The organism is Arthrobacter sp. 2762 (assembly GCF_040548745.1).
Taxonomy (GTDB): Bacteria; Actinomycetota; Actinomycetes; order Actinomycetales; family Micrococcaceae; genus Arthrobacter.
In genome coordinates, this window is sequence record NZ_JBEPSI010000006.1 from 111,939 (window position 1) to 124,784 (window position 12,846).

Below are 12,846 nucleotides of genomic sequence, written 5' to 3' on the forward strand. Positions count from 1 at the left end.
GTGAATTGGTTAAATGCAAAAGTCCCGGTCATTTCTGACCGGGACTTTTCTTATGGTGGAGGCACGGGGACTCGAACCCCGAACCCCCTGCTTGCAAAGCAGGTGCGCTACCAATTGCGCCATGCCCCCATAAGAAGCAACCCGTCAATCATACCCCATGTCAGGACTGGCTTTTGCCAGTTCCAGACCGGGCTCCGTGGCTAGTCGACCTTGTCGGTTGACTTGCTCCAGAGATCCTTCCGGGCTTCGGATTCCTGAGCCTTTTTATAGACCAGGACGCCTGCGACCGCCGCTGCGACTACTACCAGCAACTTCTTCACAAGCACCTCATTCCGGTTCAGTGTTACCTGAACCTGTTAGGTTCCGTGGGCGTACCAGGACTTGAACCTGGGACCTCTTCGTTATCAGCGAAGCGCTCTAACCGCCTGAGCTATACGCCCCGATGCCTCATCGGGCCGAGATATGACTGTACAGCACATCCCGGCCCGATCTCAAATCGAGGCATTCCGACCGCTGAATCTCACCGTTTTCGGCGTAAATTCGCGGTTTTTTACTAGTCGTCCGTCAGGGTGACGCCGATGCCGCCAACCAACGTTGCGGAAATGTTATAGAGCACGGCTGAGAGCATCGACAGGGCGGTCAGCAGAACTACGTTCACCACGGCAATAATCGTGGCGAAGGAGGCCACCTGACCGAGCGAAGCAATCTTCTTCAACTCGAAACCACTACCTTCGGAACCGGCCAAGGTCCCCAGCAGGCTGTCCACCTGGTTGAAGATACCTGTGAGATCCAACACAGTCCACAGCACGATCGCGGCGACAACGGTGACGATGCCCAGCGCCACAGACAGCAGGAACGCCATCTTCAGTACTGACCACGGGTCAACCTTGCTGACCAGGAGGCGCGCACGGCGCACCTTGGCCTTGGGGGCCGGCTTTACAAGTCCCGGCCCGCCCTGGGCGGGGCGTTGACCGGGCGCACCAGCCGGACGCTGCCCGGGCTGTGCGGGACGCTGGCCGGGGGCTCCGGCGGGACGCTGCCCGGCTGAGGCGGGGCGTTGTCCAGGAGCTCCTGCTGGTCGCTGGGCCGAATTGGTTGCCGTTGCCGGCCGGGCCCCGGTTGCTCCCGCACCGGCTGAACCGGTTCCCGGGCGTTGCTGGGGCCTTGCAGGCGTTCCCGCCTGCGGGCTGCCCGAGGGCTGCCGGAGTCCGCCGGGGACACCTGTGCTCGGCTTGGGATATGAGTCGGAATTACTCACTCGTTACCTCCGGTGTTGTCTTCGTTCAGCTCCGCGCCCGTTTCTGTATCCGGGTCCGCGTCGTTTTCCGTTTCTGACGTGACGGTTGCCTCAGTGGCTCCGTCTTCTGCAGCCAACGTTACGTCATCGTCCTGTCCGTCCTCTGACTCTTCGCCTTCCAAACCGCGTTCGCTGTTGCGGGCGACCTCAATAATGCGGTCATTCTTGTCCGGCTTCGCAAAGATGACGCCCATGGTGTCACGGCCCTTTGCCGGGACGCCACTGACGGCAGAGCGGACAACCTTGCCGCCCTCCATGACCACCAGGACTTCGTCTTCTTCCTGCACAATCAAGGCGCCTACGAGGTCACCACGGTCCTCCGCGAGCTTCGCCACCTTGATGCCAAGGCCGCCACGGCCCTGCAGGCGGTACTCATCCACGGCGGTCCGCTTCGCATAGCCGCCCTCGGTCACGATGAAAACGAACGAGCCGTCCTGGACCACATCTGCCGCCAGCAGTTCGTCATCTTCACGGAACTTCATACCCGTCACACCGGACGTCGCCCGGCCCATCGGACGAAGTGCATCGTCCGTGGCGGTGAAGCGGATGGACTGGCCCTTGCGTGACACCAGCAGGAGGTCATCAGTTTCACTGACCAACTGTGCAGAGACGAGCTCGTCACCGTCGCGCAGGTTGATCGCGATGACACCGGCCGTGCGGTTGGTGTCGTAGTCCTCAAGCCTGGTCTTCTTGACCAAACCGTTCTTTGTTGCAAGCACCAGGTAGGGAGCTTGCTGGTAATCGCGGAGATCCAGGACCTGTGCGATGTGCTCGTCGGGCTGGAATGCCAACAGATTTGCTACGTGCTGTCCCTTGGCGTCGCGTCCCGCTTCTGCCAGTTCGTAAGCCTTCGCACGGTACACGCGGCCAAGGTTGGTGAAGAACAACAGCCAGTGGTGCGTGGTGGTCACAAAGAAGTGCTCCACGACGTCGTCGCCGCGCAACTGGGCACCCTTGATGCCCTTTCCGCCACGCTGCTGGGAGCGGTAGTTGTCACTGCGTGTGCGCTTGACGTAACCACCGCGGGTAATGGTGACAACCATTTCCTCTTCAGGGATCAGGTCCTCCATGGACATGTCCCCGTCGAAGCCCATGAGAATGTGCGTGCGGCGGTCATCGCCGTGCTTTGCAACGATCTCAGCCAGTTCCTCGCTGATGATCTGGCGCTGACGCTCCTCCGAAGCCAAAATCGCGTTGTATTCCTCGATCATGGCTTCGAGTTCGGAGTGACGGTCCTGGATCTTCTGGCGTTCCAAGGCAGCCAAACGGCGCAGCTGCATGTCCAGGATGGCACGGGCCTGGAGTTCATCGATCTCCAGGAGCTCCATGAGTCCCTCGCGGGCTGCCTCTGTGGTGTTGGACGCACGAATGAGGGCGATAACCTCATCCAGCATGTCCAGTGCCTTGAGGAGCGCACGCAGGATGTGCGCTTCTTCCTCAGCCTTGCGCAAGCGGTAACGGGTCCGGCGGGCGATGACGTCCATCTGGTGGGTCACCCAGTGCCGGATAAAGGCGTCCAGGCTCAAGGTGCGGGGAACGCCGTCGACGATTGCCAGCATGTTCGCTGAGAAGTTGTCCTGAAGCTGGGTGTGCTTGTACAGGTTGTTCAGGACGACCTTGGCCACAGCATCGCGCTTCAGCACGATCACGAGGCGCTGACCAGTACGGCCCGAAGTTTCATCGCGGAGGTCCGCGATGCCTTGGATCTTGCCATCCTTGACCAGTTCGGCGATCTTGATGGCCAGGTTGTCCGGGTTGGCTTGGTAAGGCAGTTCGGTGACCACCAGGCAGGTGCGGCCCTGGAGTTCTTCCACGTTGACCACTGCGCGCATGGTGATGGAGCCACGACCGGTGCGGTAGGCGTCCTCGATGCCCTTGTGGCCGAGGATGGTGGCACCCGTGGGGAAGTCCGGTCCCTTGATCCGCTGCAGAAGCGCCTCAAGGAGTTCCTCGCGCGAAGCCGTGGGGTTGTCCAGGGCCCACTGCACGCCCTCGGCAACCTCGCGCAGGTTGTGCGGCGGAATGTTGGTAGCCATACCCACGGCGATACCTGAGGAACCATTCACCAGCAGGTTCGGGAAACGCGCCGGCAGGATAGTGGGTTCCTGGTTCTTGCCGTCGTAGTTGTCCTGGAAGTCGACGGTTTCTTCGTCGATGTCGCGGACCATCTCCATGGCCAGTTGGGCCATCTTGGTTTCGGTATAACGCGGAGCAGCGGCGCCGTCGTTGCCGGGGGAACCGAAGTTGCCTTGGCCCAGCGCCAGCGGGTAGCGCATGGTCCAGTCCTGGATCAAGCGGACCAGGGCGTCGTAGATCGCCATATCACCGTGGGGGTGATAGGTACCCATGACGTCACCCACAACACGGGCGCACTTGTTGAAAGAGCGGTCAGGACGGTAGCCGCCGTCGAACATCGCGTACAAAACGCGGCGGTGCACCGGCTTGAGGCCGTCACGGACGTCCGGGAGGGCGCGTCCTACGATAACGGCCATGGCGTAGTCCAGGTAGGAGCGCTGCATTTCAGTCTGCAGGTCCACCTGCTCCACGCGGTCAGTCAGCACATCGCCTTCAAGGATGAGGTCGTCGACGGTGGGTTCCACCGGGACTTCGGGAGTTTCGTCACTCATAATCTAAGTTTTCCGTTTCAGGTATATGTCAGTTCTGGAATATCTGCGGCCTTGTAAAGCACTAGATATCCAGGAACCTGACGTCCTTGGCGTTCTGCTGGATGAAGTTACGGCGCGATTCGACGTCCTCGCCCATCAGCACCGAGAAGGTCTGATCGGCAGCAAGGGCATCGTCCATAGTGACCTGCAAGAGAGTCCGGCGGTCCGGATCCATGGTGGTATCCCACAACTCGGTGTAGTCCATTTCGCCAAGACCCTTGTAACGCTGGATTCCGTTGTCCTTGGGAAGGCGCTTGTTCATGGCCGCACCCTTACGGATGGTGTCGTCCCGTTCGCGATCGCTAAAGACGTAGTCGTGTGCGGCGTTGGACCACTTGATCCGGTACAGCGGCGGCTGCGCAAGGTAGACGTAGCCGTTCTCGATCAGCGGGCGCATGTAGCGGAACAGCAGCGTCATCAACAGCGTGGTGATGTGCTGGCCGTCAACATCGGCGTCTGCCATCAAAACGATCTTGTGATAGCGCAGCTTGGCGATGTCGAAGTCTTCGCCAATGCCGGTGCCGAAGGCTGTAATCATGGACTGGACTTCGGTATTACCGAGCGCCTTGTCCAGGCGTGCACGCTCCACGTTGAGGATCTTGCCTCGCAACGGCAGGATCGCTTGAGTTTCCGGGTTGCGGCCCCGCTTGGCCGAGCCACCTGCGGAGTCACCCTCCACCAGGTAGACCTCGCAACGCGAAGGATCCTTGGAGGAGCAGTCAGACAACTTGCCGGGCATGCCGAAGGATTCCAGCGGGCTCTTGCGTCGGGCATTATCGCGAGCCTTGCGGGCAGCCATACGTGCCTGGGCAGCGGAAATGGCCTTCCGGATGACGTCGCGGGCGGGGCCGGGGTTACGCTCCAACCAGTCGCCGAGCTGGTCCGTGACAACGCGCTGGACGAAGCCCTTGACCTCTGAGTTGCCCAGCTTGGTCTTGGTCTGGCCTTCAAACTGCGGCTCGGAAAGCTTGACCGAGATGACGGCCGTCAGACCTTCACGGATGTCATCACCGGTAAGGTTGTCTTCTTTTTCCTTGATGATGCTTTTCTCCCGCGCGTAGCGGTTGATCAGCGAGGTCATCGCGGCGCGGAAACCCTCTTCGTGGGTGCCACCCTCGTGGGTGTTGATGGTGTTCGCGTATGTGTGGACGCTTTCGGAGTACGCGGTTGTCCACTGCATGGCGACCTCGACGGCGATGTGCCGCTCAGTGTCTTCAGTTTCGAAAGCGATGACGTCCTCGTGGACGATCTCCACCTTCTTGCTCGAGTTCAGGTGCTTGACGTAGTCCAACAGTCCGTCCGGATACTGGTACACGACCGTGCGGTGCTCGGCAGCAATTTCGCCTTCGGTAGCGACGGCGTCGAGATCCAGATCGTCCTCACCTTCCCGGGCGGCAGGACGTTCGTCAGTCAGGGTGATTCGCAGGCCCTTGTTCAGGAAGGCCATCTGCTGGAAGCGCGCACGAAGCGTCTCGAAGTCGAATTCGGTGCTCTCGAAGATGGTGCCATCAGGGTAGAACGTCTGTGACGTCCCTGTTTGGTCCGTCTCTTCTCCCTTGACGAGTCCGCCTTGGGGCTTGCCGCCGTCTGCGAATGACATGCGCCAAACGTGGCCCTGGCGCCGGACTTCCGTGTTCACCCGGCGGGACAGTGCGTTCACGACGGAGATACCCACGCCGTGAAGACCACCGGAAACCGCGTAACCGCCGCCGCCAAACTTACCGCCGGCGTGCAAGATGGTCATCACGACTTCGACGGTGGGCTTGCCCTCGGTGGGGTGGATGTCAACAGGGATGCCACGGCCGTCGTCAACAACCTGGACACCGCCGTCTGCGCGGAGCGTAACTTCAATGTGGGTGCAGAATCCGGCCAGAGCTTCATCGACAGAGTTATCCACCACTTCATAGACCAAGTGGTGCAAACCGCGCGGACCGGTGGAACCGATGTACATACCGGGACGCTTGCGTACCGCTTCAAGGCCCTCCAGGACAGTGATGTCGCTGGCGCCGTACTCCCGCGGGGTCTCCGCGGGCGTGTCAGGCTTAGGAACAGTGTCCTCTTCGGGCTCTACTGCCAAGGTCTCTGCATTGTCGTTAGCCACAGGCGCTTTCGACTCCTCTGTATTCGATGACGGCCGTTCCCGTTGAAGACCAGGGCAAACCGAGGCCTTCAACGAGCACGTGACTGATTGCGCCGTTTACTCCGACGAAGAGGGTCCTGGAAGCCATGAAAGTGTTTCCAGGACCCCGACGACGTTTCACCGGCGCTCAGTGATCTACGCCAATTCTATCGTGGAAATCCCGGAATCCTTGCAAATACGGGGGCAGCCGACAGCTGAATATGCCTGTGGGAGGCCACTGGCCCTATCTGAAATGGCCCTACGGTGGTCCTGATGGGTGCCTATACGACTCGGGGGCGTTGAAACGCCCTGCACGCCGTTCAGCCGTACGTGTCCCGGGGTCCCCGACCGTTGACGCTGCGCCCACCCTTGCGCCAACTTGGCGCAGACGGACCAAGCACGTGGATGCTGGTCACCACACCTTCCCCGAGTTCATTCCGGAACATCTCCAGCAGGCTTGTACTCAGCAATCGCAGTTGGGTTGCCCATGCCGTGGAGTCGCAACGGACATGAAGTGTGGTGTCGGTAAAGCTCTCCGGCGTGCAGTGTGCAGAGATGTCTGCGCCCACCAACGTTTCCCATTCGGCCATGACCGAGCCAACGGCCACGGGCGAAGTCCAACCACGTTCTGCCACCAACCGGCCGACGACTTTCCCGAGGCCCAACGGGTCACGTCCGGTCCCATGAAACTGGGTAAAACCCCTCGTGTCTCGAAGGCCCTTGCGTTTAGGCGCGGATCCGGGACGGGGAGCCCGCTGCCTGACTTCGCCTCGGGCTGCCGCGGCCTCCCGCATGCGGTTCAGCGCGGCTTGGGCAGCATCGATTTCGTCCGGATCGCGGCCGGGTTGAAGTCCGTCGCGGCTATCCTTCGCCATCGATGCCTCCCGGAACAACGGATATACGCCGCCCGGCCAGCTCCTCGGGAATATCGGCGTCGACGGCGGCCGTGACCAGTACCTGTTCGGCGCCGGCCACTATTGCTGCCAGTTTACGCCTGCGCTGGACATCGAGTTCTGCAAAGACATCGTCAAGAATGAGGATCGGCGCGGTACCGCCGGTACGGGCATCATCGAGCATGACGTAGTAGGAAGCGAGGCGCAGTGACAAGCACATGGACCACGTTTCACCGTGCGAAGCGTAGCCCTTGGCCGGTGCCTGCCCGAGCACGAGCTCCAATTCGTCCCGGTGCGGGCCCACCAGGGAGATGCCCCGCTCCAGTTCCTTCTTACGGGATGTGGCGAAAGCCTGGACGTAGCGCTCGGTGAGTTCGTCCACCGACAACAGCCTGAGGTCCTCGCCCGACGCCGAAGGTTCAGTTGGGCGATCGGCGGGCCCGCCGTCGTCGTCCAGTACGCCCTGGATGGTTGAGCGGTACACCGCGCCGGCATCTTTTGAACCGTCAGTGAGCTGCGCGTAGGCACCGTTCAGGTGCGGGCGGAGCCGTTCCACAAGTTCCAACCGCGCATGCAGGAGTTCGGCACCGGCGCGGGCCATATGCTGGTCCCAAACATCCAGTGTGGCCTCGTGGCCTGCTGTAAATTTGCCCGTCCGCGCGGATTTCAGCAGGGCGTTGCGTTGCTTCAACACTCTGTCGTAGTCGCTGCGGGTAGCAGCATGGCGGGGAATCAGGCTGACCAGGAGCTCATCAAGGAACCGCCTGCGGTTGGAAGGATCGCCCTTGACCAAGGCCAAATCCTCAGGTGCAAACAGGACAGTCTGGCAGATGCCCAAAATATCCTTTGCGCGGACTGGGTTTCCGCGATTAATCCGGCCGCGGTTTGCCCGGCCTGCATTAATTTCCACCTCAATAACCGTGGACTGCTCGCCGCGGATCAGCTTGGCCCTGATCATTGCGCGTTCCGCGCCGAAGCGAACGAGCGGAGCATCGGTGCTCACCCGGTGCGAGCTCAGGGTTGCCAAATATCCGATGGCTTCCATGAGGTTGGTCTTACCGATCCCGTTCGAACCCACCAGAACAGTAACCCCGGGGCCAAGCTTCAGGTCAACCTGGGCGTAGCTGCGGAAATCGGTCAGCGAAAGATGTTCAAGATACACGCCGTCTGCTGGACTCCTGGGGTCTAGTTGGACGGACGTGTGGCGTGTCCGCCGAACTGGTGGCGCAACGCTGAAACCATCCTCATGGCCGGAGAGTTGTCTTCGCGCGAAGCGAACCGGGCAAACAGTGCGGCGGTGATAGCCGGCGCCGGGACAGCGTTGGCAATTGCTTCTTCCACGGTCCATCGGCCTTCGCCGGAGTCTTCCACGTAGTCGTCGATCGAGGCCAGGCCCGGATCTTCGTCAAGTGCTTTGACCATGAGATCCAGGAGCCAGGAGCGCACGACCGTCCCTTTTTGCCAGGCGCGGAAGGTTCCGGGAAGGTCCTTCACGATGTCCTTGGCGGCCAGCAATTCGTAACCTTCGGCATAGGCCTGCATGAGCCCATACTCGATACCGTTGTGCACCATTTTGGCGTAATGGCCTGCGCCCACTCCACCGACGTGGACGAAGCTATCTGCTCGTTCCCCCTCGGGACGCAGTGCATCGAAAACGGGCAACGCCAGTTCGATGTCTTCGTCAGCGCCCCCGGCCATCAGGCCATAGCCGTTCTGCAATCCCCACACGCCACCGGATACACCGCAGTCTGCGAAGCGGATGCCCTTCTCTGCAAGTGCCGCAGCGTGCTTCTGGTCCTCCGTGAAACGTGAGTTGCCGCCGTCGATCACCAAATCACCAGGGCTGAGCTTTTCGCTGAGTTCGGTGATCACCGCATCTGTGATCCCGCCCGATGGAACCATGACCCATACGAGCCTCGGGGAGGGCAGGGCAGCGATGAGTTCGTCCACGGAAGTGACGTCCGTGACGTCGGGATTCCGGTCAAATCCAGTTACTTCAATGCCGCCGTTCCGCATGCGTTCCCGCATGTTGAAACCCATTTTTCCGAGGCCGATCAGTCCGATGTGCACGCGTTGAACTCTTTTCTGCGCTAGTGGATGTGTGGCGGATCGCTAGTTTGGCAGGCGAACCGGCATCACGAGGTAGCGGTAATCATCCTGGTCTTCGCCATCAGCTTCAGCTTGGGCCGTGATCATGGCCGGCTTGGGAGCCGTGGTGAAGGAGAAACGAACGTATTTCGTCTCGATGACGCTCAGGCCTTCAACGAGGTAGTGCGGATTGAAGGCGACAGTGATGTCTTCGCCGGAAAGCTGGGCTTCCAGTTCTTCGGAGGCCTGCGCATCTTCACCGGTACCGGCGTCGAGGTTCAGCAGACCTTGGCTGAAGGCCAGGCGGACCGGTGTATTGCGCTCAGCCACAAGCGACACACGACGAACGGCTTCAACGAGTTCCTGAGTTTGGACCGTTGCGTGGATGGGGGTGGAATCCGGGAAGAGCGAGCGGATTTTGGGGTAGTCGCCATCCACCAGCAAGGACGTGGTGGTGCGGCCTCCGCTTTCGAAGCCGATCAGGCGGCTGTCGTCGTCAGCGAGGGCAAGGTTGATGTCGCCACTGCCACCGAGGGTCTTTGCCACCTCGTTCAGGGTCTTGGACTTGACCAGGGCGCTGGTGGAAATGCCTGGAGTGACGGGCTTCCACGGGACTTCGCGCATCGCGAGGCGGTAGCGGTCCGTAGCGAGGAGGGTGATCATGTCATCCTCGATTTCCATGCGCACGCCGGTGAGGATCGGCAGGGTGTCGTCCTTGCTGGCAGCGATGATTACCTGGGAAACAGCCTGGGCGAAGGCGTCACCTGGCAAAGTGCCGCTGATGGCTGGCAACGCCGGAAGTGCCGGGTACTCGGCCTCAGGCATCGTAGCCAGGTGGAAACTGCTGCGGCGGCAGGTGAGGGTGACTTTGCTCCCGTCGGTCTCAACTTCCACGGGAGCCGAAGGCAGGCTTCGGCAAATGTCTGCCAAGAGACGGCCGGATACCAGAATGGTGCCTTCCGTGGCGATATCCGCCGGGATCTCCAGGCGGGCTGATGTCTCGTAGTCAAAGCTCGAAAGGCTTACCGTTCCAGCCTCGGCTTTGAGGAGGAGGCCGGAAAGCACAGGTACGGGCGGCCGCGGAGACAACGACCGCGCGGTCCACGTAACGGCTTCTGCCAGGACGTCGCGGTCGACTCTGAACTTCACGGAAGGGTGCCGCCTTTCATTGCTGCTGCCAAGTAGTAGCTGCGGATTCCTGCTTGGAACCCACCAAACCTTTGCTGTCCGATACCGGAACCTGCATGGTCCGCACTCAAGCGAATTACAAACAGGCCCAAGGATGGGAGCGCTGCTGACAGCTTAGCCGGAAGATCCGCGATTAACCCATCCCCGGCAGCACTCATCCCTCGTATGTGGACAGCCGCAGGCTGGCAGTTGATCTGGTTGATTGGTCTGCCGGTGGCAGGCCGGTGGGGTGCAGAACGAGATTGTTATTTGAGGGATTTCAATTTTTTGGGATTCGTAGTGTTAATAACTGCTGTGGAAACTGTGGATAACCGGATCTGGCCGCGCAGTTTCGGGGTTAAGCCCTGTTCATGGACTGTGCGTTAACTGGGTTTTAAACAGGGTGTGGATGGGGACAACTCCCAACCCGGTTTTTGACGATCCACAGATGCCTTAAGGGTTTTAAGCCCATTAACCGCGCTTGTCCCCTTAAGTATCCACAGGGTTATCCACACTCACCTGTTAATAAGGTATGTAGTGCGCGGCGGGATGTGGATTCAGGAGTCCCGCTGTTGCTGCTTGATGCGGTTTGTGAGCTCCGTGACCTGGTTGTAAATCACACGACGCTCGGCCATCAGCTCACGGATCTTGCGGTCGGCGTGGATGACCGTGGTGTGGTCGCGTCCGCCGAGCTCCTGTCCGATCTTTGGCAAGGACATGTCGGTGAGCTCACGGCAGAGGTACATGGCGATCTGTCGCGCAGTGACGAGGGTGCGCGTACGGGACTTGCTGCACAGCTCTTCCATGCTGAGCTTGAAGTAGTCAGCGGTCTGGTCCAGGATCTGCTTCGCGGTGATCTCCTGGGCGCCGTCGTCTGTGATGAGGTCCTTGAGGACCATCTCGGCGAGGGCCACATCCACCGGCTGTCGGTTCAGGCTGGCGAAGGCAGTGACGCGGATCAGGGCACCTTCAAGTTCCCGGATGTTGCTGGAGATCTTGGAAGCGATGTATTCCAGGGCGTCGTCCGGTGCAGACAATCCTTCGCTGAGGCCCTTCTTGCGGAGGATGGCAATGCGCGTTTCCAGTTCCGGCGGCTGGATGTCCGTCAGCAGGCCCCACTCGAATCGCGAGGTCATCCGGTCTTCGAAGCCCGCCAGCATCTTGGGAGGCTGGTCGGAGGTAATGACCACCTGTTTGTTGGCGTTGTGCAGGGCGTTGAACGTGTGGAAGAACTCTTCCTGGGTCCGGTCTTTGCCCGCCAGGAACTGGATGTCGTCGATCAGCAGCACATCCACGTTTCGATACGTGGTCTTGAAGCTGGTGCCTTCGTCATCGCGGATCGAGTTAATGAAGTCGTTGGTGAACTCTTCGGAGTTGACGTAGCGTACGCGGATTCCGCTGTAGAGGCGGCGGGCATAGTGGCCGATCGCGTGAAGCAGGTGCGTCTTGCCGAGCCCGGAGTCGCCATAGATGAACAACGGGTTGTAGGCCTTGGCAGGGGCTTCGGCTACTGCAACCGCGGCCGCATGGGCAAAGCGGTTGGAGGAACCGATCACGAAGGTGTCGAAGATGTACTTCGGGTTCAGCCGGCCGAATTCATGTGAGGTGCTGGGCGGTGTCGGCTGAGGCTTCGGCTCTGCGGCCAGGTCAGGCATCGCGGAAAGCTCGACGGCGGGTTCCGGCTCTTCGTGGATGGGCACCAGATCGGTGTCAACGTCGATCGCGCAACGGATGTCATCGGAGAAAACGCTGCGCAATGCGTCGTCAAGTGCGTCCTTGACCTGCGTCTGCAGGACTTCTCGGGTGAGCTCGTTGGGAACGGCGACCAGAAGCGTGGAGCCGATGAGGCCTTGGGCTTGGGCGAGGATGACGAAACCGCGCTGGCGGGGTGTGACCCGGTCGTCCTGTTCCAGAAGGCTCAGCACCCTGCGCCAGGAACTTCCGACAGTATTGGCGTGGTTGGCTTCGTCTACTGTCATCAATCAGTTCCTAAATACTTGCTTGCCGGCGTTGCTGGCAGCCGAAGTGACTCCGACTGGCGATGTTTCCGGGGTTAATCCACAGAGTTATGCACAGCGGGTGGACAAAGGGCTACTGAGCCACTCTAGGGGATGGAATCGCTAGAAGATAGCTGGGAAGTTGCTTGTGGATAATTACACGGTTGTGGTTCTGATTTGGGCCTTGTGAGCCACTTCATCCACAGGCTGTGCAGCGTCCTTTGACACAGCTGTGGATAGCTGTGGGAATGGCTCCCGGTTTGACTGAGGGTGCCTTTTTGCCCTAACGTTGTGAAGTCCTTTGTGTCCGCTTTTGTGATCAGCTGCATCGACGTACGTTTATCGTGCGGCAGGCAGCGGCGGCAGGCACATACAAAACTTAGCGTCGGCCAGTTCTTCCCCTTTTGATCGGGTGGGCGCACCTTTGATCCACTGGAGTAACTAACGTGAGCAAGCGGACTTTTCAGCCGAATAACCGCCGTCGGGCCAAGAAGCACGGCTTCCGCCTTCGTATGCGCACCCGTGCCGGCCGCGCCATCCTGGCTGCACGTCGCGGCAAGGGCCGCGTCGAACTGTCGGCGTAAATAACTGACTTGTCGGTCAGGGTCTTTTTGCGGGT

The 12,846-nt window shown here is 60.4% G+C and carries 9 protein-coding genes, 2 tRNA genes and 1 pseudogene; 1 reads left to right on the forward strand and 11 read right to left on the reverse strand.

The features are described from left to right. Positions 1-53: 53 nt before the first annotated feature. From ABIE18_RS12830 to dnaA, 11 genes and pseudogenes are all read right to left on the reverse strand, one after another. Positions 54-129: transfer RNA gene (locus tag ABIE18_RS12830), tRNA-Ala, on the reverse strand. 71 nt (positions 130-200) lie between these two features. Further along, on the reverse strand, positions 201-320 hold the full coding sequence (locus ABIE18_RS12835) for a DLW-39 family protein (RefSeq protein ID WP_216924378.1): 120 nt from the start codon (positions 318-320) through the stop codon (positions 201-203). Positions 321-366: 46 nt separating this feature from the next. After that, positions 367-440, reverse strand: a tRNA-Ile gene (locus tag ABIE18_RS12840). 113 nt (positions 441-553) lie between these two features. Next, positions 554-1,258: a DUF3566 domain-containing protein gene (locus ABIE18_RS12845; protein WP_499723173.1), complete on the reverse strand. Its 705-nt coding sequence runs from the start codon at positions 1,256-1,258 to the stop codon at positions 554-556. After that, on the reverse strand, positions 1,255-3,924 hold the full coding sequence (gyrA, locus tag ABIE18_RS12850; protein ID WP_499723174.1) for a DNA gyrase subunit A: 2,670 nt from the start codon (positions 3,922-3,924) through the stop codon (positions 1,255-1,257). The genes ABIE18_RS12845 and gyrA overlap by 4 nt, the downstream gene beginning before the upstream one ends. A 61-nt stretch (positions 3,925-3,985) precedes the next feature. Then, positions 3,986-6,064, reverse strand: coding sequence for a DNA topoisomerase (ATP-hydrolyzing) subunit B (gene gyrB / locus ABIE18_RS12855; RefSeq protein ID WP_499723175.1), 2,079 nt, complete (start codon positions 6,062-6,064; stop codon positions 3,986-3,988). A gap of 338 nt (positions 6,065-6,402) precedes the next feature. Then, the gene (locus ABIE18_RS12860) at positions 6,403-6,957 is read right to left on the reverse strand and encodes a DciA family protein (protein ID WP_431117354.1); all 555 of its coding nucleotides are present in this window, start codon (positions 6,955-6,957) and stop codon (positions 6,403-6,405) included. Continuing rightward, complete coding sequence (recF, locus tag ABIE18_RS12865) at positions 6,944-8,137, reverse strand: DNA replication/repair protein RecF (RefSeq protein WP_499723176.1); 1,194 nt, start codon at positions 8,135-8,137, stop codon at positions 6,944-6,946. The genes ABIE18_RS12860 and recF overlap by 14 nt, the downstream gene beginning before the upstream one ends. A 23-nt stretch (positions 8,138-8,160) precedes the next feature. Next, positions 8,161-9,072, reverse strand: a pseudogene (gnd, locus tag ABIE18_RS12870) (phosphogluconate dehydrogenase (NAD(+)-dependent, decarboxylating)); the annotation flags it as partial. A gap of 15 nt (positions 9,073-9,087) precedes the next feature. Beyond that, entirely contained in the window at positions 9,088-10,212 is a 1,125-nt protein-coding gene (gene dnaN / locus ABIE18_RS12875) for a DNA polymerase III subunit beta (RefSeq protein ID WP_431117352.1), read from the reverse strand. A 575-nt stretch (positions 10,213-10,787) separates the two neighbouring features. Next, complete coding sequence (gene dnaA, locus ABIE18_RS12880) at positions 10,788-12,209, reverse strand: chromosomal replication initiator protein DnaA (RefSeq protein ID WP_431117351.1); 1,422 nt, start codon at positions 12,207-12,209, stop codon at positions 10,788-10,790. Between the two features lie 464 nt (positions 12,210-12,673). Between dnaA and rpmH the strand changes: the two genes are divergently transcribed. Continuing rightward, positions 12,674-12,811, forward strand: coding sequence for a 50S ribosomal protein L34 (gene rpmH, locus ABIE18_RS12885; protein ID WP_011776797.1), 138 nt, complete (start codon positions 12,674-12,676; stop codon positions 12,809-12,811). The last annotated feature ends 35 nt before the right edge of the window (positions 12,812-12,846 follow it).

Bases quoted from the DNA above. Each gene is read 5' to 3' on its own strand.
- gyrA (WP_499723174.1), bottom strand. From the start codon at position 3,924: ATGAGTGACGAAACTCCCGAAGTCCCGGTGGAACCCACCGTCGACGAC.
- ABIE18_RS12860 (WP_431117354.1), bottom strand. From the start codon at position 6,957: ATGGCGAAGGATAGCCGCGACGGACTTCAACCCGGCCGCGATCCGGAC.
- dnaA (WP_431117351.1), bottom strand. From the start codon at position 12,209: ATGACAGTAGACGAAGCCAACCACGCCAATACTGTCGGAAGTTCCTGG.